The sequence below is a fragment of the Psychrobacter halotolerans genome (genome assembly GCF_039680845.1).
Taxonomy (GTDB): Bacteria; Pseudomonadota; Gammaproteobacteria; order Pseudomonadales; family Moraxellaceae; genus Psychrobacter.
On the sequence record NZ_JBDKWD010000008.1, the window covers coordinates 1 to 22,867 of the forward strand.

19 protein-coding genes are annotated in these 22,867 nt (G+C 42.4%); 11 read left to right on the forward strand and 8 right to left on the reverse strand.

Annotated elements, in window-relative coordinates; genetic code table 11:
* Positions 1-594: 594 nt before the first annotated feature.
* Both AAJP47_RS12915 and AAJP47_RS12920 read left to right on the forward strand, forming a co-directional pair.
* Positions 595-1,647 (forward strand): 5'-nucleotidase, encoded by a 1,053-nt coding sequence (locus tag AAJP47_RS12915; RefSeq protein WP_346718314.1) that lies wholly within the window; start codon positions 595-597, stop codon positions 1,645-1,647.
* 39 nt (positions 1,648-1,686) lie between these two features.
* Positions 1,687-2,292 (forward strand): rhomboid family intramembrane serine protease, encoded by a 606-nt coding sequence (locus AAJP47_RS12920; RefSeq protein WP_346718315.1) that lies wholly within the window; start codon positions 1,687-1,689, stop codon positions 2,290-2,292.
* A gap of 33 nt (positions 2,293-2,325) precedes the next feature.
* Here the strand turns inward: AAJP47_RS12920 and AAJP47_RS12925 are convergent, their stop codons facing one another.
* From AAJP47_RS12925 to AAJP47_RS12935, 3 genes are all read right to left on the reverse strand, one after another.
* Entirely contained in the window at positions 2,326-2,871 is a 546-nt protein-coding gene (locus AAJP47_RS12925; RefSeq protein ID WP_346718316.1) for a hypothetical protein, read from the reverse strand.
* Positions 2,872-3,082: 211 nt separating this feature from the next.
* Positions 3,083-4,951 carry a sodium:solute symporter family protein gene (locus AAJP47_RS12930; RefSeq protein WP_346718317.1) on the reverse strand — a complete coding sequence of 623 codons (1,869 nt, stop codon included), beginning with the start codon at positions 4,949-4,951 and terminating at the stop codon, positions 3,083-3,085.
* Positions 4,952-4,955: 4 nt separating this feature from the next.
* Positions 4,956-5,216: a DUF4212 domain-containing protein gene (locus AAJP47_RS12935; protein ID WP_346718318.1), complete on the reverse strand. Its 261-nt coding sequence runs from the start codon at positions 5,214-5,216 to the stop codon at positions 4,956-4,958.
* Positions 5,217-6,150: 934 nt separating this feature from the next.
* On the opposite strand from AAJP47_RS12935, the gene AAJP47_RS12940 reads away from it, so the two are divergent.
* Positions 6,151-7,647 carry an alanine/glycine:cation symporter family protein gene (locus AAJP47_RS12940; RefSeq protein WP_346718319.1) on the forward strand — a complete coding sequence of 499 codons (1,497 nt, stop codon included), beginning with the start codon at positions 6,151-6,153 and terminating at the stop codon, positions 7,645-7,647.
* A 206-nt stretch (positions 7,648-7,853) separates the two neighbouring features.
* On the opposite strand, the gene AAJP47_RS12945 is transcribed toward AAJP47_RS12940, so the two are convergent.
* Entirely contained in the window at positions 7,854-9,491 is a 1,638-nt protein-coding gene (locus tag AAJP47_RS12945; protein WP_346718386.1) for an electron transfer flavoprotein-ubiquinone oxidoreductase, read from the reverse strand.
* A 603-nt stretch (positions 9,492-10,094) separates the two neighbouring features.
* Here AAJP47_RS12945 and AAJP47_RS12950 point away from each other — a divergent pair.
* The 4 genes from AAJP47_RS12950 (at position 10,095) to AAJP47_RS12965 (ending at position 13,997) form a co-directional block, all read left to right on the forward strand.
* Positions 10,095-10,835 (forward strand): DUF1285 domain-containing protein, encoded by a 741-nt coding sequence (locus tag AAJP47_RS12950; protein WP_346718320.1) that lies wholly within the window; start codon positions 10,095-10,097, stop codon positions 10,833-10,835.
* Between the two features lie 508 nt (positions 10,836-11,343).
* Positions 11,344-12,216 carry a glutamate racemase gene (murI, locus tag AAJP47_RS12955; RefSeq protein WP_346718387.1) on the forward strand — a complete coding sequence of 291 codons (873 nt, stop codon included), beginning with the start codon at positions 11,344-11,346 and terminating at the stop codon, positions 12,214-12,216.
* A 180-nt stretch (positions 12,217-12,396) separates the two neighbouring features.
* Entirely contained in the window at positions 12,397-13,479 is a 1,083-nt protein-coding gene (locus AAJP47_RS12960; RefSeq protein WP_346718321.1) for a DUF4062 domain-containing protein, read from the forward strand.
* Positions 13,480-13,697: 218 nt separating this feature from the next.
* Complete coding sequence (locus AAJP47_RS12965) at positions 13,698-13,997, forward strand: hypothetical protein (RefSeq protein WP_346718322.1); 300 nt, start codon at positions 13,698-13,700, stop codon at positions 13,995-13,997.
* Between the two features lie 112 nt (positions 13,998-14,109).
* On the opposite strand, the gene AAJP47_RS12970 is transcribed toward AAJP47_RS12965, so the two are convergent.
* The 3 genes from AAJP47_RS12970 to msrA all read right to left on the reverse strand — a co-directional run bounded on the left by AAJP47_RS12970 (position 14,110) and on the right by msrA (position 17,177).
* Positions 14,110-15,594, reverse strand: a complete 1,485-nt coding sequence (locus AAJP47_RS12970) for a lytic murein transglycosylase (protein ID WP_346718323.1) — start codon at positions 15,592-15,594, stop codon at positions 14,110-14,112.
* A 217-nt stretch (positions 15,595-15,811) separates the two neighbouring features.
* Positions 15,812-16,474 carry a thiopurine S-methyltransferase gene (tmpT, locus tag AAJP47_RS12975; RefSeq protein WP_346718324.1) on the reverse strand — a complete coding sequence of 221 codons (663 nt, stop codon included), beginning with the start codon at positions 16,472-16,474 and terminating at the stop codon, positions 15,812-15,814.
* A gap of 181 nt (positions 16,475-16,655) precedes the next feature.
* Positions 16,656-17,177 (reverse strand): peptide-methionine (S)-S-oxide reductase MsrA, encoded by a 522-nt coding sequence (msrA, locus tag AAJP47_RS12980; RefSeq protein ID WP_346718325.1) that lies wholly within the window; start codon positions 17,175-17,177, stop codon positions 16,656-16,658.
* A 224-nt stretch (positions 17,178-17,401) separates the two neighbouring features.
* Between msrA and cmoA the strand changes: the two genes are divergently transcribed.
* Both cmoA and cmoB read left to right on the forward strand, forming a co-directional pair.
* Positions 17,402-18,172, forward strand: a complete 771-nt coding sequence (cmoA, locus tag AAJP47_RS12985) for a carboxy-S-adenosyl-L-methionine synthase CmoA (RefSeq protein ID WP_346718326.1) — start codon at positions 17,402-17,404, stop codon at positions 18,170-18,172.
* Between the two features lie 50 nt (positions 18,173-18,222).
* Positions 18,223-19,290: a tRNA 5-methoxyuridine(34)/uridine 5-oxyacetic acid(34) synthase CmoB gene (gene cmoB / locus AAJP47_RS12990; RefSeq protein WP_346718327.1), complete on the forward strand. Its 1,068-nt coding sequence runs from the start codon at positions 18,223-18,225 to the stop codon at positions 19,288-19,290.
* 95 nt (positions 19,291-19,385) lie between these two features.
* Here the strand turns inward: cmoB and AAJP47_RS12995 are convergent, their stop codons facing one another.
* Positions 19,386-19,604, reverse strand: a complete 219-nt coding sequence (locus tag AAJP47_RS12995; RefSeq protein ID WP_346718328.1) for a DUF2788 domain-containing protein — start codon at positions 19,602-19,604, stop codon at positions 19,386-19,388.
* Between the two features lie 459 nt (positions 19,605-20,063).
* Here AAJP47_RS12995 and argS point away from each other — a divergent pair, with 459 nt between their 5' ends.
* Both argS and AAJP47_RS13005 read left to right on the forward strand, forming a co-directional pair.
* Positions 20,064-21,893 (forward strand): arginine--tRNA ligase, encoded by a 1,830-nt coding sequence (argS, locus tag AAJP47_RS13000; protein WP_346718329.1) that lies wholly within the window; start codon positions 20,064-20,066, stop codon positions 21,891-21,893.
* An 84-nt stretch (positions 21,894-21,977) separates the two neighbouring features.
* Positions 21,978-22,802 (forward strand): SPOR domain-containing protein, encoded by an 825-nt coding sequence (locus AAJP47_RS13005; protein ID WP_346718330.1) that lies wholly within the window; start codon positions 21,978-21,980, stop codon positions 22,800-22,802.
* Positions 22,803-22,867 lie beyond the last annotated feature (65 nt).

Consider the following 22,867-nt stretch of genomic DNA (forward strand, 5'->3'; position numbering starts at 1 on the left):
GCGCTCAGGTCATCGTCAGCTCTCTATTCCTGACTAGCCCCTTGATACTAACGTATCAAGGGGCTTTTCTTTGCGTGCTATTCTAAACAACCTTCATTGTAGCATTATACTTCTCATTCAAGATTCTTTGACCTGATTTTTAATCTAAGTAAGTAATATCTGTAAGGTCCACACTAAATATTTGCTTCTTATTCGCTAAAGTTCTTCATAACCAAGTTAGGGGCTTTTCACTAGTAAAAGTTAAATGGCTAAAGTACGCTTAATCTCATAGACATAGTAAAAATAGCTCCAACTACTATTTACTATTTTCACTACTTAATTTATGAAGCCCTTTTACTCCTATATATATTTGCTCCACTACAAATTAAATATCATATTACTAAGATAAATTGTACGCAGTCTCTGTTTATGCAGGCACAGCCAGCAAGGAAAATCTATATCCAGTGACATGTTAAAATATTTTTATACATTTTATTTAGAACTGTCTATAACGTACGTGGCTTAACGATAACTTTTCTTATCATTCTAACCCCTAGCGAATGTAGTAAACTGGTTGATATTTCCATATTGATTATTTTATAAGTAGAGAGTTTCATGGCAATCGATTTTAGTAACACGCTAATAGTCGCAATTTCCGCAACCGCACTTTTTGACTTAACCGAATCCGAAAGTTATTTAGTACAACTATTGGCAGAGCAACCAGAGAGCGCTATTAAAACCTTTCGTGATTACATGACTGAACGTGAGAATGATCCTTTAAGCATTGGGGCAGGTTATCCATTGATCAAAGCCTTATTAAATCTGAATGACTATAGCCGCGATGAGAATGTTGTAGAGTCAGAAATTGAAGCACCATTAGTAGAAGTGGTGATCGTCTCAAAAAGCAGTCCAGACACGGGTATTCAAGTGCTCAATGCCATTCGTGAGCATGGTCTCAATATCTCACGCTCTGCATTTATTTCAGGCAGTCCTATTGCTCCTTATATCAAAGACTTCAATGTTGATTTGTTTTTAACGACCAATCGTGAGGATGCGCAGCAAGTCGCTGATGCCAATATCTGTGCTTGTGCGATTTTAGATGCGACGCCTGTCAATACTTATGAGCTTGATACCCATCAGCTGCGTATTGCGTTTGATGGGGACGCGGTACTGTTTGACGATTCAGGAGAGCTGCTCTATAAACAAAAAGGCTTACGTGCTTTTCATGATCGTGAAAAACAGATGCGTGATTTGCCGATCGAAAAAGGCCCTTATGCTGAATTGTTGATTAAGCTGTCAAACTTACAAGAGCGTCTGCCAGTTGGTCTCAAATACTCGCCGATAAAAATTGCCTTAGTAACGGCGCGTAACGCACCTGCTGACTTGCGGGCGATCAAGACGCTGCGAGAGTGGGGTGTCAACGTCGATATGGCGTTTTTCTTAGGCGGTTTGGAAAAAACGGCGGTGCTGAGAACATTTGCACCCCATATCTTCTTTGATGATTCAATCAAGCATATCGATGCGGCGCGTGATTTTATTCCCACCGCATTAGTGCCTTATCACTCAACCTCATTACTACATGGTGACAGTTATTTAACAAGCGACAAAGATGCGGCATTGTTGTCTTTTAAGCCGGTAGAGCGCTCAGGATTTATCGTGCACCATTAATAAGTTTCTACCATTCAGTTTAAAAGGATAAGACATTCTATGAAGTGGCAGCAATTGCTCAACTTAATCATGATACGGCTCAAGCAGGTTATTGGTTTATACGCCTTTGTACTCATACCGATGTGGGGCATGTTTTTTTTAAATGAAGTATTGCTGTTTGGTATGTGGAATATCTTTGGGATCGTTCCGCGTGCCTTTGATGTGGGCAGTATGATAGGCGTGTTTGCGTCATGGACGATGCACGGGAATTTTTCACATTTGCTTGGTAATACATTAACGTTATTACAGATTCTGTTTTTATTTGGCTTGTTTGAAAAAAATGCCTATCGCACTGTGCTCAAACTGATTGTCGCCTCAGGTTTGGTTACTTGGATTATTGGCTCGCCATCGTCCATTCACATTGGCGCTTCAGGGCTGTGTTTTGCCATGCTCGGTTATATGATTGGCGGGGCAGTGTTTGCGCGGCGTTGGGGATATTTGCTCGCTTGTATTGTTATGGGAACAGGTTATTGGCTGACGATCAAGCAAGGATTGATGCCGCAACAAGGTATCTCGTTTGCGGCGCATTTTGGAGGCTTATGTGCAGGTTTGCTATTGGGTGCCAACTCAAAGCACACGTATTCAGCAACGGCTCAGCGTTATTAGAGAGAAGGTAAAAAATGGGTTAGACCGTTAAGGTTAACCTTGATTTGTACAAATACTGGTGAATAATGGATCATCAGTTGCCAACGCTCGCCATGCGGTGGTTTGTTTGACGTGTTCATCAATCGTCAGCGTGCTGTCTTTTGCTGGTAACACATAATCTGCACGCGCAGGCGCATTACAATTTATCACTTGCGGGACTTTTTGCACGTTTCTTCTTCTTTCAAATAAGTATAAATTGACCAAATATACATCTGGGTTATCCACTTGTACAGTCGCATTGCCAATATCGGCGGCTATAAATCGTAGTATTTGCGGTTTCACGTAAGTCCAAGGGCGAAACCATGTACTTTCTTCAATTTTTTTAACGACTTGTACGCCTTCAGGAAGTTGCGTAACCTGTTGATCAAACCAGCTATACTCTTGTTGAATTTGGAAGCCAAATATACCGATGGCAGCAAATAATGGAATAAGCCATTTTGGTGCTTTTTTACCTGCCAGTTTGCTGAGGTGAGTTATGATCAGTGCTATCCCAGCCAAACCAAATCCAGCAGCTATGGTAGCGATAAACTCGTAAAGCATAAAATCTTCCTTAATGCGTAAGTACTTTTAATAAGATACTTTCCGTAGAATGCTTTTAACTAAGTAGGTTAAACCAAGTGTCTGTCGTAAAGCATCTATAATAAAGCGAGTATCTAAAAATTTATAATAAATATAAGATAAAAAAATCACTCACAAGCAGCAACTGCCTGTGAGTGATATATTAACGCAAAATATATCCTCAGTCGTGCGCTTAGTGGTCGACTGCACCGCCAGCACCGCGTGGAGAGCGAACACTTTCAACCAGTTCTTGAATATATAATGGTGGTGCTGGTGTCGCATATGAGACAACAAATGCTACGATGAAGTTGAGCATGGCACCAACCGCACCAAATGATAATGGCGAGATACCAAACAGCCAATACTCTTCTGTATCAGGAAAACTTGCAGTACCACTGATGAAGAACCAACCTTTGAAGACAAAGATATAAACTAGGATACTAATCAAACCCGTTAACATACCAGAGATAGCGCCAAGGCTATTAATACGTTTAGAGAAAATACCCATCATCAGTACTGGGAATAGTGAAGCTCCCGCAATACCAAAGGCTAGTGCCACCACCTGTGCGGCAAAACCCGGTGGATTGATACCCAACCATGTTGCTACTACAATCGCAATACCCATAGTGATACGCGCTACTTTTAACTCGCCTTTATCACTAATATTTGGGTTTAAGTTACGTTTGATCAAGTCATGACTGATCGCTGATGAGATAGCCAATAGTAGACCTGCGGCAGTTGATAGTGCGGCAGCCAAACCACCTGCGGCAATAAGACCAATAACCCATGGTGGAAGCTGTGCAATTTCTGGGTTAGCTAGTACTAGAATGTCATTGTTTACATCCAGTTCGTTACCTGCCCAACCTGCATTGGAAAAGCGACCATCGACTTCTAAATCGTGTGCAGTACGAGCTGTATCGACTGCAGCAGTTGCAGCGGCAACATCGCCACCATCAGTTTCAGCAGTATTTAACGCCAATTGAGCGGCACCAAGTCCACTATCGCTGTACATCTGGATACGGCCATCATTATTGAGATCATTATACTTAATGAGGCCAGTCTCTTCCCATGTTCTCATCCAATCTGGACGTTGATCATAGGTGATAGACTCTGCTTCAACACCTTGTGGATAGATAGTATCAATCAGGTTCAAACGCGCCATCGCACCTACTGCAGGAGCAGTGAAGTAAAGTAATGCAATGAATACTAGTGCCCAACCTGCTGACCAACGCGCATCAGATACTTTAGGTACTGTGAAAAAGCGGATAATAACGTGTGGTAGACCAGCTGTACCGATCATGAGTGATAAGGTAAATAGCACCATGTTTAGCTTGTTTGGAACATCAGCGGTATAAGCAGTAAATCCTAAGTCGGTTACTACCTGATCAAGCTTAGTCAATAAAGGTATACCTGATTCGGTATGAGTTGAGAATAAACCAAGACCTGGAATTGGGTTACCCGTCAGCTCAAGTGAGATAAATACCGCAGGGATAGTATAAGCAATGATTAGAACGACATACTGTGCAACCTGCGTGTAGGTAATACCTTTCATACCACCTAGTACGGCATAAAAGAAAACAACCACAGCAGCAATAAGAAGGCCAGTTGTATTGTCGACTTCTAAGAAACGTGAGAATGCGACGCCAGCCCCTGTCATCTGACCAATAACGTAAGTAGTCGACGCAATAATCAAACACACGACAGCGATCATAGCGGCTGTCTTAGAGTAAAAACGGTCCCCAATAAAATCAGGAACCGTGAATTTACCAAATTTGCGTAAGTATGGCGCTAGCAGCATCGCTAGAAGTACATAACCCCCAGTCCAGCCCATTAGATACGTTGAGGCACCATAGCCACCAGCGGCAAGAATACCTGCCATTGAAATAAATGATGCAGCACTCATCCAGTCAGCGGCGGTTGCCATACCGTTGACGACGGGATGGACACCACCACCTGCGACATAGAATTCACTGGTTGAACCAGCGCGCGCCCAGATTGCAATACCGAAGTATAGAGCGAAGGACAGACCCACAAAAATAATATTAATTACAAATTGACTCATAGCATTATTCCTCATCTACGCCATATTGTTTATCTAATTTATTCATACGCCAGGCGTAAAAGAAAATTAAGATCATAAATACTATAATCGCGCCTTGCTGAGCAAACCAAAAGCCCAGATCAGTACCGCCGACTTTAATACCTGCTAAGAGAGGACGTAATAAGATACCAAAACCATAAGAGCATAGTGCCCAAATGACTAGGCAACCTAAAATGAGACGGACATTGGCACGCCAATAACCGGATGAATCGTTGTGGTTTTCCATAGAGCAACTCCTTTTGTCTTACCTAAAATATTATTGTTGGTCTCATCCTAATATCACATAATAGTCTTGCATTTATTGATGGCAGTGACGTTAAATCTATAAAATATTTACTGAATAGATAACGACTATCAACGCTGTCAAAATTACTAATGCAAATACTATTATGAGAAAGACGCTATCTAGCTTCTATGGCTTAATGTGCTACAAACAATAGAGATAGACTGTTTTATAAAATGAGAATTTTTAACAATGAGATTTATAGTGCGTAATAACATTTATAATTAATAAAAATTATTTACTTAAAACTGTTTACCTAAAAACGGTTCAACTAAAGATCATCACTAAATTATTACGTATCGCATAGGTCACTTTGAATAAAACTTTTCTATAAGAAAAAAGATCTATGAGAAAAACAAAGTGTATCGAGGAAGAAAGAGGAGGCAGGACAGTCCGCTGTCTTTTACACAATCTCGTCTTCCTGACAAGCGCTTAAAATTTGTACTAATTTAACTATTTATGCAGATTACTGAATATGCATAAATTTTATAAATCAAGTTTAGTTTACCAATATTAAATAAAGGCCACTATAAATAATTATTTATAGACTTTAGTTAATAGTATAAAAATTAGTATGGTAAGGTTTCTACCAATGGCTAACGTTACTGACACAGTGGGGTAATGACTTAATATACGGTGTTAAATTGTTACGCAATACATTCTATAGGATATCAAGTGTAAATAACATTTATTTTAAAAATAAAATTAATGTACCAATAAGTAAATATGATGATTATAGTCCGAAGAATGTCTATAGAATGCTTACGTCGTTTTAAAACCCAGCATTTAATGAAAGACAAATGAAACTCGGATGAATCGAGAACAACATCAATACGATAGTCAAATACGTTTGATAAAGTGGACATGAGGAGATTGTATGACCGAAGGGATAGCAGGTTGGTTTAATAACATCGTAAATTATGGTGTCAGTATTATTTGGGGAAATAATGATTGGCTGATTGCTAGCAATCCCTGGTACGGACTATTGATGTTCGTATTAATTGGGGCAGGTCTTTATTTCACCATCGCCACACGTTTTATTCAGTTTCGTCATTTTGGACATATGTGGCAATTATTGCGCGTCTCAAACCAAGGCCGTAAAGATGGTGGCATTAGCTCATTTGAAGCGTTAATGACTTCATTGGCCGCACGCGTTGGTACTGGTAACTTGGCTGGGGTTGCGATCGCCATTTATTTGGGCGGCCCAGGCGCAGTATTTTGGATGTGGATGACAGCGATCGTCGGTATGTCGACAAGCTTCATTGAATCAACCTTAGCGCAAGCTTATAAAGTACCGCATAATGACAATGTATATCGCGGTGGACCTGCTTACTATATTGAGAAAGGTCTGGGTATGCGCTGGCTAGCGATATTTTTCTCGCTATGTCTGCTGGTCGCTTTTGGTCTGGCGTTCAATGGCGTTCAGTCGAATACCATTGCTCAAGCCACCAATGAGGCATTCGGTGTGCCGACGTGGATGACGGGATTGATATTGGTGGTTTTGGTGGCGCCAGTGGTGTTTGGCGGTTTACGTTCAGTGGCTCGTATCGCAGGTAAGATCGTACCTGTCATGGCTATCTTATATATTTTATTGGCACTATTTATTATCGTCACCAATTTTAGTCAGTTCCCACCCGCAATTGCTTTGATCGTAAAATCCGCATTTGGTTTTGAACAAGCCGCAGGCGGGGTGATTGGTTATGGTATTGCTCAGGCCATGATCAACGGTATCAAGCGTGGTTTGTTTTCGAACGAAGCGGGTATGGGGTCAGCACCGAACGCAGCGGCAACTGCAAAAAGCCATCCTGATCATCCAGCAGTACAAGGGTTTATGCAAATGCTGGGCGTTTTTCTAGATACGCTGGTTATCTGTACCGCAACCGCTTCAATTATTATATTGTCTGGCGTGGTTGATCCGAATGTTGAGCAAGAAGGTATTCAGTTGACTCAGTTGGCCTTGTCGCAATATGTTGGTGATCTGGGGGTTACGTTTGTCGCCATTGCGATTTTCTTCTTCTCTTTCACCTCCATTATTGCCAACTATAGTTATGGCGAGTCGAACCTTGAATTTATCTCTGGTGCCAAAAACGCCAAAGTTATGATCATGGTATTCCGCTTTATGGTTTTAGGTATGGTGTTTGTCGGTGCGATTGCCAGCTTACCAGCAATTTGGAACTTCGCTGATTTATCAATGGGTCTGATGGCCTTGGTCAACTTATTTGCTATTTTAATGCTGTCTCCTGTCGCACTAAGGGTATTACGTGACTACGAACGTCAAGTCAAAGAAGGCAAAACAGGTGAACAGATCAAGTTTAATCCTAATGATTTTGTCAAGCTAAAAGATGAAGCCAACCGTGATGCGTGGACGGATTAATACGGTTTATTTAGTACTATTTGTTTAATATCATCTATCTAATAGGGTTATTTAAAAATCAAAAATTATTTAGCAAAGGTATTATTGTTAAAGTAAATCGGCTATATAAGTATAAAAACATAAGCATAAAAAAACCGCCCTCAAAAGGGCGGTTTTTTATTAGTAGGTGATTAACGTATCAGTACCAAAACCATTCTGATGATGATTTACATGTTGGGATAGTTAGGGCCACCGCCACCTTCAGGCGTTACCCAAGTGATGTTCTGCGAGGGGTCTTTGATATCGCACGTTTTACAGTGCACACAGTTTTGGGCATTGATCACAAATTTTGCGCCTTCAGCATCTTTTACAACTTCATAAACGCCAGCTGGACAGTACAAACGCGCAGGCTCGGCATATAAAGGAAGATTGATTGACACGGGCACGGTTGGATCGGTCAATTTCAAATGGGTCGGCTGATCTTCGGCATGGTTGGTGTTTGAGATAAACACCGACGACAATTTATCGAATACCAACTTGCCATCAGGCTTAAGATAAGTTGGCTTGTAAGCATGATTGGCACGCTCCAACTGATCATAATCTGGGAGGTTGTCATGGATGGTAAATGGCATTTTACCCTTTAATAAATTGTGCTCGATAAAGATAAAAGCACCGCCCATAAACTGACCCATACGATGCATCGCTGGTGAGAAGTTACGCGACTCGTAATTGTCTTGATAGAGCCAAGACTCTTTATACATGGTGCTATACGCCACGACTTCGTCATGCTGACGATCGGCTTGTAGCGCCTCAAAAATTGCTTCGGCCGCTAGCATACCTGACTTCATTGAGGTATGGGTACCTTTAATTTTGGCAGGATTTAAGAAGCCTGCCTCATCACCGACTAACACACCGCCTGGGAAGGTGAACTTTGGTAGTGAATTCAGCCCACCTTTGGTCAATGCACGCGCGCCATAAGAGATACGTTTGCCGCCTTCTAAGACGTTTTTGATGACCGGATGCGTTTTTAGGCGCTGTAACTCATCAAACGGTGACATGTAAGGGTTGTGATAAGACAAATCGGCGACTAACCCAAAACTGACTTGGTTGTTTTCATCGAAGTATAACCACCAGCCACCAGTTGAGCCAGTTTCCGTTAATGGCCAGCCAAGACCATGCATGACGACGCCTTGCTCATGTTTTTCTGGAGCAACTTCCCACAGCTCTTTTAAACCAATGCCATAGTGTTGAGGATCTGAATCTTTATCAAGACCAAAGCGACTGATTAAACGCTTACCCAAATGACCACGACTGCCTTCTGCAAAGACGGTGTATTTGGCAAGAAGCTCGTAACCTGGCTCAAAGCTTGGCTTGGCTTCGCCACTGGCAGCCACACCCATGTCACCAGTCAAAATACCACGTACCGAACCGTCATCATTGTACAAAATGTCATCGGCAGGGAAGCCTGGGAACATCATAACTTCAAGCTCTTCTGCTTGCGCGGCAAGCCAGCGAACCACGTTGCCCAGCGATACAATATAGTTGCCATTGTTGTGCATTGGTGCTGGAATCAGAGCATCAGGTACTTTGGTAGAGCGCGTGGCTGAATTTAGATAGTAGAAGCGATCTTCGCTTGCTGGTACGTTAAGAGGTGCTCCTTTTTCTTTCCAATCTGGTATCAGCTCATTCAACGCCCGTGGCTCAATGACAGCGCCAGATAAGATATGGGCTCCAAATTCCGAGCCTTTTTCGACCACACAAACCATAAATTCATCATTGCCCGCTTCAATAGCCAGCTGACGCAAACGGATGGCAGTAGAAAGACCAGCTGGTCCACCACCAACGACGATAACGTCGAACTCCATTGATTCACGCTCGATTTCAGGTTCTGCAGCGACAGGCTCTACGTCATCTATGGCGGCGGGTTTAGTTGTTTGCTCTTCCGCAGCTGTCTGCTCTGCTTTACCTAGATTTACCGTCTCTGGCGCAACTGGTGTATCAGTATTCACAGTATCACCATCAATGACGGGCTTTTGATTGTCTTGCTCTTGCATACCTACTCCTAAACTTTTAGTGGCTTATCTCAGGGCATCATTAGCTTAATACTTGAATAATAGACTTGCGGCGCTAACTTTACTCAGACATATGGCGGCCTAATAAAACGGTCTTTATAACTTTAATTAATCATATTCAATCACATTGCTATCGAGACCATTTTATCTAAGGATATCAATACATAACGTAAAACGTGTCATTAGTACAACACCATTCGACCATTGCAATAAAAAACGGTTACTCATTATAAAAGAAAAATCCTACAAACACGACACGCATTTATGAGTAACGGTGTTAAGGTAAACTTGAATCAGTCAAAGTATTAAAATGACGGTGGGTTATAATAATCCAAACTAAAATTTATAATAATGACAGATATTACAATATTTGAATACTCGGTAAAGGATGCCACGATGAATAATGATAAAAACAATGCTGCTCAAAACAACCTCTCCACAACCAAGGCTACAGATGGCGTGCCGTCCGCTCTGAATGATATGGACGCCCTTAGTCAGTATCTAAAGACCACTGCTGGCGTTCGTGAAGGACGTGCCATACCACCACTAGAAAAATGGAACCCTCAAAATGTGGCGGATATGGATTTAGTGATAAAGGCAAATGGCGAATGGTGGCATGAAGGCAGTAAAGTGACTAGAGAGTCATTGGTTAGTTTATTCGCTTCTATTTTATGGAAAGAAGAAAGCGAAGGCGTTACTGAATACTTTTTAAAAACCCCGGTGCAAAAAATCCGTATTCAAGTAGAGGACGCCCCATTATTCATTACCGACGTTGGTATCATTAACGAAAATGATAGCAATTGGTTGGAGTTTACCACCACGACAGGTGATGTGGTACGCCTAGACGATAAGCATTCGATTACATTAAAGACCTATAATTCTGATGACAATGATGCGATAAACGTGGCTGTTTCTTCTGCTAGTACCGATGCCAATACTGAAAATCCCCATCAATTGGCAAGTGATGCCTCCGTACGCCCTTATATGATGGTTAGAAATGGTTTGACCGCACTTATCAATCGCAATACTTTTTATCATCTGATCGATATCGGTGAGCTATCAGAAAAAGACGGTAATACGATTTTAACTTTGAATAGTGGCGGAAATGATTATCAGTTATCGATGCCTACTAACTGATCAACGACCATTAACTACTTAATGATTACTAACCAATTAATGATTGCTAACCAAGAGTTTTTGATAGTTGTGAGTGAATCGGGTAGCTTGCATTTGGTCCGCAACAATAAGAATGAAAACAACTGTAGTCATATAAGCAAAACACAAAAAACAATGTCGAAGTACTATTAGCGTTTATTTAACACAGTTTGACAAACAGTTAGTCATTTTTAACTCGTTCTAAGCTTATTATCTAGATTGAGAAAACGGCTTAGTAACGTTTATAATTTTTCTTAACAATCAGCATGAATGTCGATAAACTATCTCATTTTTATCCTCATTTTTAAAATGAGGACACGCCCTAATATTATAAGTGGGATAAAGCTGACGATATGGGTATAAAAATGGCATCGTGATAATGATGAATAATCAATTAGATAGGTTTGATACACAAGTAAATGCTTTTGATAATAAAAAAACTTTAGAAATTGATAATGCAGGTAGTAATGATACTGACCTCTATAAAGCTATGAATAGTATTGATTGTAATGCACCTATCGGGTTATTTGATTCTGGTATTGGCGGTTTGTCCGTCTATTTGCATCTAGCGCAGCAATTGCCTGCCGAACGTTATGTATATTACGCTGATACATTAAATGTGCCCTACGGCAATCGTGATAGTAAAGATATCGAAGCATTAACCTTAATGGCGGTTGACTGGTTATGCCAGCAAGGTTGCAAGCTGATTGTCATCGCTTGTAATAGTGCATCAGCCTATGCTTTAGAAAAAGCAAGACGCTATTATCCGCAGTTGATTATTGTGGGTTTAGTGCCTGCTTTAAAGCCAGCTGTACTGGCAAGCAAAAGTAGGTGTGTCGCTGTATTGGCGACCAAAGCCACCCTAAATGGATCATTACTCGATGAAGTTATCAATAGTATTGCTAAACCTAATAACACATCGGTTATCAAGTATTTTGATCCGCATTTGGTCCCGTGGGTAGAAGCAGGAATGCCCGAACAAGATGAGACGGCTGTTAGGTTACGTCAGCAATTACAAGCGTTCGCTAAAGAGGGAATCGATCAGTTGGTACTCGGCTGCACCCACTATCCATTTTTTAAAACGTTTTTGTTGGATGAGATTGATAAAAAGCAGTTACCAATGCAAGTCGTCGATTCTGGACAAGCGATTGCAGAGCGCGTTAAGCAATTATTAATTACCAACCAGTTGTCTGCAGTGTTGGATAATGAAGAAAAGATTTATCATTCCCAAACAAAAAATGAAACAAAAGTTGATATTAAACCCCCATTAATCTTTTATGCCACTAAATACGATGATAAACTGACTGCTTTAGTAGAACGTTTACTTGGCAAAAATATCAGATTACAGTATTACTCTAAGTAATTGTCGCTATTGATTTTTAAATCAATACTTCTATCATGGAATTAATTTGTAAAATTAATTTAAATTCATTTTTATAAGAGTATACTGTGCCCTGCAAAATAAGATATTTGTTGTTTGACTTATATCGTATTAGCTTACTATCGTATTGAATAGTGTCATGACTTAAGCCCTGAGGTAATTGTGCCAAACCGCCGATATCACATTCATGTTATATGTGCTGACAACGACCAATTACTGGCCTTAGACAGCTTGGCGATATTTTTTCAAGCTCGTGCATTTTTGACCTACGATGTGTCAAGTAAACTGCCAAAAGCATCGTTGTATGGTCGTCAGTGTATTGACTCTTGTGATTATGCCTTAATGCTCATTGGCAACAGCTATGGTGCGGTGCAAAAGTCGGGCGTTAGTCAAATGCATTTGAGCTATTTGAATGCCAAAGCCAAACTTAAACCGCTCATTATCCTGATTAAAAATCACCAAGACGGCAATATCAGTCGTCAACTGCAAGAATTTATAAAGTTAGTAATGCGGCAGGGCAATCAAATATATTACTATGATAAAGAAGAGGATATCGACCAGCTGCTGGTGCAAGCTTATTACAATACGTTGAGCAGTCACAAAGTAGAAGGAGGCTGGGCAAGAGGCGGTGAAGAGATGATTGAGTTTAGTAGACTCACATTGTCTGAAAGGTTTGCTGATCTCTTATCTATGAATAAAAAGCTCAATAAAGATAACGTACCCAAAAGCGACAGTGTTGACGAGAGCAGTGCTAAAGACCTTACTCTTAAAAGTAGTAGCGTTGAAGAAGGCTTGATTAAAACCGAAGACGCTGATGTACCTATATTGGCAGATGCGGATAGTGTGGCGAAACCTATCGCCTTACTAGAGAGTTTTCCCATTCGCTACAGCGCTCAAGCATATGAAGGCGGTAATCTCACTGATGTCATCAGAACGATGACATTAACGTGGCGGGAAGTATTGGTCATATTGATGAGAATACCGACAACCTTTTCTAGCTATGGTCTGCAAAACGTCATCAATCGTTTGATAGCGTCTAAAGCTGAGCGAGACATCAAAAAAGACATGCCAAACGTCCATGCGGTATCGCGCTGTCAGATTTTCCAAGACGATTTAAACCAAATGCAACGCCAATTGGTTGATGCAAACTGGATACAGATCACCACCTACGGAACTCGCGTCACCCAAGAGCTGTGGAAACTAACCTCCTACGCAAAGAACCTGTTAAGAAACGAGGATCTGTAGCGCTATCTTTGTTTGACACTTGCGATAACATTATCTTTTTTGGTTCGGAAAATTGTCATTATATGGATATAGTTGTCATTATGGCTACGTTTTGTAATACAAAGCATACGAGTCAGCAGTTGTGAATCGATTTGATAATAGTAATAATAAGACAGATCAAAATTATTATTAAAAAGATAAACGCACAAACAAGACAGACTATTTAAGGAGCGTACACCATGAGTAACTCTAAAAGTGATGAGTTGAAAAAAGAGCTAGATGGCTTAGAGCAGTCTATGCACGATGCTGAGAAGTTTCATACACTAGAAGAGCAAGTGGCGGACATGAAGCGTCGCGGTATCGATCCTAGCCAAGTCTATAAAGAATTAGATAATAGAGAAGAAGACGAAGATTGGGGCGATGATACTTGGAAAGAAAATGGTAAGTGGGAGCGTAAAACGCCAGCGGATCTAGACGAAAAAGCCCGTGAAAACTGGAACGGCGACAACGGTAAACCAAATTCGCCGCCAATTGTATAAGTATTTATTTCGAAAAATTAGTTTGATTAAAAGTAAGCAAATATAAAAAAGGCCACGCTAATCATAGCGTGGCTTTTTTTGTACCAAATTAACTGGTTTACTCAGTGCAATGCTATGACCCTTCGTCTATACGAACGAGTGTCGTGCGACCATTGGCATCGGTGACACGGCGATAACGTGTCTTACCCGTACTCGATGGTTGAGCTGAGGGTTGAATTGACGGCTGAGTTGAGTAAGTATTAGGGCTGGTGGTCTGTTGCTGAATCAATTGCCCCATACGATCGCCAGAAGCAGGCTGTAAGGGTTGGCTGTTTGATGGTTGACCGTATTGATTGGTTGCTGGTGCGCCGCTAGGTGCAGTATTGCCTACAATGGCATGATAGAACTTTTGCCCTGCGCGGCCATCGGCTGGGAATATACCACGACTGGACTGGTATTGTTGAATCGCCGTGCGCGTACCGTCTCCGATGATGCCATCAACACCGCCAATCTCATACCCTGCATTGATCAATGCTTGCTGAATATCTTTGGCCTGCTGGCGGCTGATACCAGGGTCATCGGTAGGCCATGCAGTCACAAAGTCGGTTTTGCTGCTGTCTTCGCGCGTGATCAAATCTGATAAATGGGCGATGGCCAATGCGTAGTTTTCTGACGCGTTGTATGAATAGAAGGTATCAAAGTTTTTACCGACCAAAAACGCAGGGCCTTCCATACCAGCTGGTAATAATAAGCCCGCGCTACTCAAGTCAGAAGGCAGCGGGCTACCGTTGGCAAGCGTGATGCCCTGATTGCGCCAATGGCTGATAGACTTTTTGTCTTTGCGGTTAGAGGCGGCCCAAAACCCGCTAGGTAACTTAACTTCATAACCCCAAGGCTCGCCTGTACGATAACCGCGTTTGTCTAAGAAGTTGGCGGTAGAAGCCAGTGCATCGGGTACGCTATTGACCAAATCACGACGACCATCACCATCAAAATCAACGGCCAATTCTAAAAAGGTGCTTGGCATAAACTGCGTTTGTCCAAATGCACCTGCCCAAGAGCCGGTCATATCATTCGGTGCGATGTCGCCGTTTTGCACAATTTTTAGCGCATTGGCATACTCGCCTTGAAAGTAACTTTGACGACGATCAAAGCAAGACAGAGTCGCTAAAGACTCAAATAAGGGTTTTTTACCTAGTGTCTGACCAAAGTTAGACTCCACACCCCAGACGCCCAATACATGCTCAGCCTTTACCCCATAACGTGATTCGATTTGGCGCAATGTATCGCGCCATTGACGCTTGGCACGGATACCATCTTCGACACGCTCTTTGTCTACCAGCGCTGATAAATAATCCCACACGTCTTTTTGAAACTCTGGCTGATAATTGAGTGATTGAATCACACTTGGATCAGGCTGGCTTGGGCGATAGTTGTTGAATGTAAAATTATCGACACCGCTAAATTTGCTTGAGTTTTTTAGACCATCCAAACATTGTTGGAATTCGCTGTTTGATAAATTGGGTGCTTCGGGACGAGCCGCTTGTGCAGTGCTGGCAAGACTAATGCCAACTGCCATACTAAGAAGCGATAAAGTAGAGAAAGGAGTCAAACGCATGAAAATATCCTATAAGCATCGAAATCGTGAATGGAGATAAAAAGCGGTTAAAGACAGTATGGACTTAGAGTAACCAATCTCAATAACAAAGAAAAGGTGTCGCAGCACTCAGTTACTATAAGCTGACGTTAGCGTGAGGTTAGAAGAGGGTTTGGAGATGAGAACACGTAATGAGTATGAATTTTTAAGAATCCTCTAATAGCAAATGTGCTAGCTGCTAATGACCCAACATCCAAATCTGCTCTACCACTGTTAGCTCAGGCATTGAGCCGATAGAAGCAGGTTTACTTGCCAGCTCGGTCACTTGATAATGACTGCCATAATATTGCTGCACTTGTTCGCCACTCACTGAAAATGGTGGCCCATTCTTTTTATTTTGATCGTAATTTAGCGTAATTATAAATTGTGGCGCATTGCCGCTCATTTTACGTATCTGTTCGCTATAGTCGGGACGCATATTTGCTGGCAGAGCAATCAATGCCGCTTTGTCATAAACTGCACTAACGTTTCCAATATCTTCAGCCGTCAGTGCAAAGATATCGGCGACCCACAGCGTAATCGTTCGTCCATTATCTTCAAGCTTGCCTTGATAGCATTTAATTGCAAGATGCTCTGAGTGTTGACAAACGGTAGGCACAATATTTTGTTCTGCAAAGAAGGCTTGTGCAGCCGATTCCACCAATTCAACACCGACCACGTCATAACCTTGCGTCGCTAGCCAAACCATATCAATCGATTTGCCACATAAGGGTACAAAAACGCGGCTACCTGTTGGTACATTTAAAGATGACCAATACTTTATGAGTAGTGGATTCACGTCAGACTGATTAAAGCCGATGCGGTTTTCTTGCCAGCGATTTTGCCAAAATTCAGGATTCATAATATAAGTCTATCGGTATGTGTTGATATCACTATAGTTAGCTCACTATAAAAAAGATACAGCGTGGCCGGCATAAATTTTTTGCCGCCTCTGTCGGCGTAGGCACAGCAAGCAATAAAAAGCCAAACCCCTATGTTATAAGCGTTTGGCTATTATTGAATATTATGGTTTTAACAATCTTTTAGCTGGTCATATACTGACTAAACTCTTTACGCAGTTTGGCAAGTTTTGGCGGTATGGCAAAGTTGCAATACGCTTGGCCTGGGTTTCTGTTAAAGAAGTCTTGATGCTCGTCTTCTGCTTCAAAAAATTCAATAGCAGGATGCACTTCTGTGACAATATTGAGACCCATATCGCGCAATTTACTAATGGTACGATCAACCGTTGGCTTTTGATCCTCATCTGTGTAAAACACCACACTGCGGTACTGGCTACCAATATCGTTACCTTGACGATCTTTTGAAGTAGGATCATGGGTGGCAAAGAAAACATCAAGTATGACTTCTAATGGCACGACAGACTCATCGAATTCGACTTTGATGACTTCGACGTGTCCAGTATTGCCACTACAGACATCTCTATAGTTGGCAGAAACCGCATCGCCGCCCATATAGCCTGAAACAACAGATTGTACGCCCTTGATTGATAAAAATACCGATTCGGTGCACCAAAAACAACCGCCACCTAATACTATGGTTTGCATAATTTTTTCCTTATTTTTATAAGTATGAGCCAAGTGCCAGTCACTCAGTAACTAATCACTCAGTAACACGCATTTAGCTTAGCAGGGCATCTAGCCGCGATAAGTAACAAACAGTAATGTTATAATGGGCTTTTGCTACGTTGGCCTACTATCAATTAACGGCTTTGGCAAAACGCACAAACACATTCTAACTTAAGTTTTATTATCAAAGAAAGAGTTGCCTCATGAGCCAGCCTGATCCTACTAAACACGACATCCTATTTACCACGCCACTGGATAAAGCGGCGCGTTTTTCCTTTGATGAGCAAGTGGTGGCGTGTTTTCCCGATATGATCCGCCGTAGCGTGCCCGGTTATGGTCAGGTGCTAGCGATGTTGCCATTGTTTGCCCGCCGTCACTGCAAATATCGTCAGCAGAGTGACGACGGTCAGCGCGTTAGCCGTATTTACGATTTGGGTTGCTCACTTGGTGCGGCTAGTATGACGCTGGCAGGCGAGTTTGACGCAAAAGATTTGCAGATCAAAGCGATTGATATATCGCCTGCAATGACGACTGAAGCGACGACGTTGTTAAAGGATAATTATCCTGAGCACGATATCGAAGTCATCACGGCAGATATTCGCGATATTGAGCTTGAGCCGTGCGATATGGTGATTTTAAATTTAACGTTACAGTTTTTGCCAGCAGACGATAGAGTTACAGTTTTAGAAAAAATTTATGCGTCATTAAGTGAAGGCGGCATATTGGTATTGACGGAAAAAACCCATGCGTTCGATGAGCAGTACGATGCGTGGTTGGTTGAGCGTTATTATGACTTTAAACGCGCGAATGGTTATACCGAAATGGAAATCAGCGGCAAACGTAATGCGTTAGAGAACGTGCTGATTACCGATACGCTAGATGAGCATCATGCAAGGTTAGATCAAGTAAGCTTTGCGCGTCATCTGACATGGTTTCAGTTTTTAAACTTTGTCTCTATTGTGGCGTTTAAATAACTCTCATCTTTGGTACAACTCTCTTTTGATTCACACGGTAAACCCTTTTTATGCTTAACGACACGATCACGCACGCCGAACGCGAACTGTATTTAACCCTATTAGAGCTCGCCCAGCAGTACCCAAGCGCGTATGAGTGGCTCACGCGATTGCCAACATGGTTAAATGATATTAAAGACAAAGCCAACTATGCTCATGCCCCTGCTTACCAAGCTTCGGTGGCGCGTTTGCCAATTTTAGACGTTGATGCGGTGCGGTTAGACAGTGATACATTGACGATTGAAACAACGCTCAGTAACTCTCAGCATAAGCAAACGATGGCATTGTTAAAGCAGCTGATGCCGTGGCGCAAAGGGCCTTTTCAAATTGGTAGTAGTCAAACTGTTGAGACTCAAAATGACAGCGATACCAATGCGCCAATATTGATTGATACTGAGTGGCACAGTGATTGGAAGTGGCAACGGGTCGCACCGCATTTGGGTAGACTTGACGGTCGCCGCGTATTAGACGTGGGCGGCGGCTCTGGTTATCACGGCTGGCGTATGGCGGGCGCGGGGGCAGATACTGTCATTATCATTGATCCGTCTTGCTTGTTTTACCATCAGTTTATGGCGATTCGTCATTTTGTCGGTAGTGCTGACGCTCATGAGACTGGCCGCTACCGTACCCATTATATTCCTGTACCACTGGAAGCATTACCAGAGCACAGTCAGTTGTTTGATACCGTCTTTAGTATGGGTGTGCTCTATCATCGTCAGTCGCCGTTTGAGCACTTGCAGCAGCTAAGAGGGCAACTCGTCAAAGGCGGTGAGCTGGTGCTTGAGACATTGGTTATTGAAGGCGATGCCAATACCGTACTGGTGCCACATGATCGTTATGCGCAGATGAATAACGTCTATTTTTTACCCTCAGTTGCAGCGTTAATCGGCTGGCTAGAAAAGGTAGGGTTCACCGACGTTCGCTGCGTTGATGTGGCCGTGACGTCGATTGATGAGCAGCGTCAAACCGAATGGATGACGTATCACTCACTAGCAGATTTTTTAGATACCAACGATGAGACTAAGACCATTGAAGGCTATCCTGCGCCGATGCGCGCGACCTTGATTGCCAAAAGATAGCATGAAATAGATAACTGACGCATGAAAAAGTAAGCCAGTCAGTCATAATGGCTTTTTGTTCTATGAGAAGCGAATAACAGTCAAAAGATGGCGAGTTATATGAACCATCTTTTGAACGCAACTTCTAACAACAGTTTGATTAAGAAGCCCACAAAACCTGCGCCTAATGCTAAAAATATCCAAAAAGTACCCGCGCGCCCCGCTTCAGACTGTTTGGAGATATCCCACACAATAAAAAATAAGAACGCGATAAATATGGGTAATAAAATGTACAGTCCCCAATTAGTGACCGTACTGGCAGCAATAGCAAACATGGCGTAATCCTATAAAGTAATAACGCGTCTTCTATCATTCACAGGGCTTAGAAGCGCAATATAAACCATTATTATAACGCGGATACAGAAAGGGATAAACGACTGCTCAGTATTGGGAAACAGGAACGCTACACTTTGTCCAGATAGTTATGTAGTATTTGTCTTAAATACCCTTGGGTTGGGACGGTTTAATCAGAATTAGTATGGTATAAAATTCAAAAAATCTTATAACTTGAGACGTTATTAAGTTTATTTGTCATAACAGTAAGATTTTAGTGCTAATTTTGGCGCAAATGATGCAATAAAGCGTAAAGATTGCTATATTTACAGGTTACTTATTTCTTTGTATTTTTTACCTCCTGCAATGTGGTCGCTATTATAATAAGCCGTTAGCGATTGCGCGCATTCGCCCCATGTTTGCCTTGTTTTTGTTGTTTATTTAACTGAGTTCAAAACCCTATGTCACAAACCCAAATTGATACACTTGCCTCACTATTTAATGATGCCATTCAAACCCTACAAGCTGATGGCACGCTACCCAGCGATTGGCAAAACAACAGCCAAATCACTCGTACTAAAGATTTGAGTCATGGTGATTTTGCTAGCAACATTGCGCTGACAGCGGCCAAAGCGGCCAAAGCCAATCCGCGACAGCTTGCCGAAAAGATCGTCGGTGCGCTGCCAAAAAACCAAGACATTCGCCAAGTAGAAATCGCAGGCCCCGGCTTTATTAACGTTTTTTTGAACGCTGAAGCCAAATTTGCTGTGTTAGACGATATTTTTACTTTGCAGGATCGTTTTGGTTTGAGTAATCAGTTTGACGGGCAAAAAGTACAAGTGGAGTTTGTCTCTGCCAACCCAACGTCTAGCTTACATGTGGGTCACGGACGCGGGGCGGCATTTGGTATGAGTGTGGCAAATTTGCTCGAGGCGATTGGTTACGACGTCACGCGTGAGTACTATGTCAATGACGCCGGTCGACAAATGGACATCTTAGCGACCAGTACGTATTTGCGTTATCTAGAGGTAAATGGCGAAACCGTTATTTTCCCATCAAACGCTTATGTCGGTGATTATGTTCGTGATATCGCCCAGACACTAAAAACACAACATGGCGATAGCTACGTTCATAGCTTTGCAGACATTGCCAAAGACGTGCCAGCAGATGCGCAATACGAGACAAACGCAGATGGCGAAAAAGTACTAGTGTCAGGCGATAAAGAAGCACATATCGATGGCTTAATTGTTAATAGTAAAGCCTTACTTGGCGATGGCTACGAGCTGTTTTTAAACGCAGCATTGAGCAGTATTTTGGCGGATATCAAAGACGACTTAAACGACTTTGGTGTGAGTTATGAGTGCTGGTTTAGCGAAAGATCTATCGATAGTGAAATTGAGCCGGTACTACAAACCTTAGACGAAAAAGGCTATCTGTACGAAAAGGACGGCAATATTTGGTTTAAGTCCACCGATTTTGGTGATGAAAAAGACCGTGTTGTCCGCCGTGCTAATGGTCAATCGACATATTTTGCCTCTGACATTGCTTATCATAAGAATAAGTTTGATCGCGGATTTGATAAAGTCATCAACGTTTGGGGTGCAGACCACCATGGTTATGTGCCACGCGTCAAAGCGGCATTGTTGGCGCTTGGCATCGATGCTGAGCGTTTAGACGTGGTGCTGGTGCAGTTTGTGGCATTATGGCGCGGTAGTGAAAAAGTACAAATGTCATCACGCTCAGGTCAATTCGTTACCTTGCGTGATCTGCGTGCAGAAGTGGGTAATGATGCGGCGCGATTCTACTATGTTGCCCGCAAGCCTGAAGTGCATATTGATTTTGATCTAGAGCTTGCCAAATCACAAAGCAAAGACAATCAGGTTTATTATATCCAGTATGCACACGCTCGCGTCTGCCGCGTATTAGAGAAACTGCAAAACAGTGGTCTTGTCGTAGACGATGCGATTGGTTTAGCGCAGCAAAACTTGCTTAGCGCAGCCAATGAAGACGAGTTAATTAAACTGCTAGCAGGATATCCGGCAACTTTATTACGTGCCGCGACTGGCTATGAGCCTCATGTCTTAACCAACTATTTAAAAGAGTTGGCCGCCCTATTTCATGGCTGGTATGACACCAACCGTATTTTGCCCGTGAGTTTGACGTCAGGGGACACGCCAAGTACAGATGAGATTGAGCTGATGCAAGCCCGTCTGCGTTTGTCAAAAGCTGTACGACAAGTATTGGCCAACGGCCTTAGTTTGTTGGGGTTGTCTGCACCGTCTAGCATGTAATAATTTTCTAACATGTAGAATGAGTACAGACGAATGATAGCAATACATTGATGATAGATAGAATCAGTAGGGAGAACGAGATCCATGCTAGCCAAAAAACCTAAAGGTGCGACTGAAAAGCGCAAGTCAAGTAGCGTATCAGGCTTATTATGGATGTTTGTCGGGGCGATTTTGACATTGATGATCGGGGTGTTTATTTACCTATCGCCATTGTTCAATTTCAGTCCTGCTGACAGTAGCGCTGAGAATGATCCTGATCGGCAGGTACAGCCACGTGTGGATACTGATACCGATAACAGCGATTATGAGTTCTACGATATCCTACCCAATCAAGAAATGGCCATCATTCCTGATGAAGAGATCGATGAAAGCGATAACGATCGAATAGGCGATATCGCTGCATTTGAGCCTGATGTCATCGTGACGCAACCTGACGGTACAACCACCAATCCTAATGATGACGCGGGTAACTTCGGTATTGCTGAAAATACAGGAACTGAGCCCAATCGTGGTAATAATGCCGCCACCAGTAGTGGTAGTAATGATATCGTCGTGGTTGAAGAAGACGCGACTTATGATGATGCGCCAGCGTCTAATAACAACAGCAATACTAGCAATCGTGCAAACACTGCAGGTGCCAGTACGGCAACGGTTCAACCAGCCAAGCCTGCTGCGACCTATATCTTACAGATTAATAGCTTTGGTGATGCTGATGAAGCCGATCGCCGCCGTGCTCAAGTGCTGATGGCTGGTGTCGACGCCAGAGTGGTCAAAAATACGACAGGTAATGGCTTGCCTATTTACCAAGTGATTTCGCGCCCAATGAATAACCGTCAAGCGGTCGCCACAGCTCAGCAGCGTTTGCAAAACAACGGTATCGATTCCATTATCGTGGAACAGCGCCGCTAGGCGATAGAGAAGTTAATAGTTGGTTAATTATAAAAGAAGCGTCGCAATGACGCTTTTTTTAGGAC

What these genes read in the sequence shown, in the direction of transcription:
- msrA (WP_346718325.1), bottom strand. Translation starts at nt 17,177, where the DNA reads ATGCAAACCATAGTATTAGGTGGCGGTTGTTTTTGGTGCACCGAATCG.
- AAJP47_RS12935 (WP_346718318.1), bottom strand. Translation starts at nt 5,216, where the DNA reads ATGGAAAACCACAACGATTCATCCGGTTATTGGCGTGCCAATGTCCGT.
- AAJP47_RS12920 (WP_346718315.1), top strand. Translation starts at nt 1,687, where the DNA reads ATGAAGTGGCAGCAATTGCTCAACTTAATCATGATACGGCTCAAGCAG.
- AAJP47_RS12970 (WP_346718323.1), bottom strand. Translation starts at nt 15,594, where the DNA reads ATGCGTTTGACTCCTTTCTCTACTTTATCGCTTCTTAGTATGGCAGTT.
- AAJP47_RS12945 (WP_346718386.1), bottom strand. Translation starts at nt 9,491, where the DNA reads ATGGAGTTCGACGTTATCGTCGTTGGTGGTGGACCAGCTGGTCTTTCT.
- cmoB (WP_346718327.1), top strand. Translation starts at nt 18,223, where the DNA reads ATGCTTAACGACACGATCACGCACGCCGAACGCGAACTGTATTTAACC.
- AAJP47_RS12965 (WP_346718322.1), top strand. Translation starts at nt 13,698, where the DNA reads ATGAGTAACTCTAAAAGTGATGAGTTGAAAAAAGAGCTAGATGGCTTA.
- AAJP47_RS12995 (WP_346718328.1), bottom strand. Translation starts at nt 19,604, where the DNA reads ATGTTTGCTATTGCTGCCAGTACGGTCACTAATTGGGGACTGTACATT.
- cmoA (WP_346718326.1), top strand. Translation starts at nt 17,402, where the DNA reads ATGAGCCAGCCTGATCCTACTAAACACGACATCCTATTTACCACGCCA.
- AAJP47_RS12915 (WP_346718314.1), top strand. Translation starts at nt 595, where the DNA reads ATGGCAATCGATTTTAGTAACACGCTAATAGTCGCAATTTCCGCAACC.
- AAJP47_RS12925 (WP_346718316.1), bottom strand. Translation starts at nt 2,871, where the DNA reads ATGCTTTACGAGTTTATCGCTACCATAGCTGCTGGATTTGGTTTGGCT.
- AAJP47_RS12930 (WP_346718317.1), bottom strand. Translation starts at nt 4,951, where the DNA reads ATGAGTCAATTTGTAATTAATATTATTTTTGTGGGTCTGTCCTTCGCT.
- AAJP47_RS13005 (WP_346718330.1), top strand. Translation starts at nt 21,978, where the DNA reads ATGCTAGCCAAAAAACCTAAAGGTGCGACTGAAAAGCGCAAGTCAAGT.
- argS (WP_346718329.1), top strand. Translation starts at nt 20,064, where the DNA reads ATGTCACAAACCCAAATTGATACACTTGCCTCACTATTTAATGATGCC.
- AAJP47_RS12940 (WP_346718319.1), top strand. Translation starts at nt 6,151, where the DNA reads ATGACCGAAGGGATAGCAGGTTGGTTTAATAACATCGTAAATTATGGT.
- murI (WP_346718387.1), top strand. Translation starts at nt 11,344, where the DNA reads ATGAATAGTATTGATTGTAATGCACCTATCGGGTTATTTGATTCTGGT.
- AAJP47_RS12950 (WP_346718320.1), top strand. Translation starts at nt 10,095, where the DNA reads ATGAATAATGATAAAAACAATGCTGCTCAAAACAACCTCTCCACAACC.
- tmpT (WP_346718324.1), bottom strand. Translation starts at nt 16,474, where the DNA reads ATGAATCCTGAATTTTGGCAAAATCGCTGGCAAGAAAACCGCATCGGC.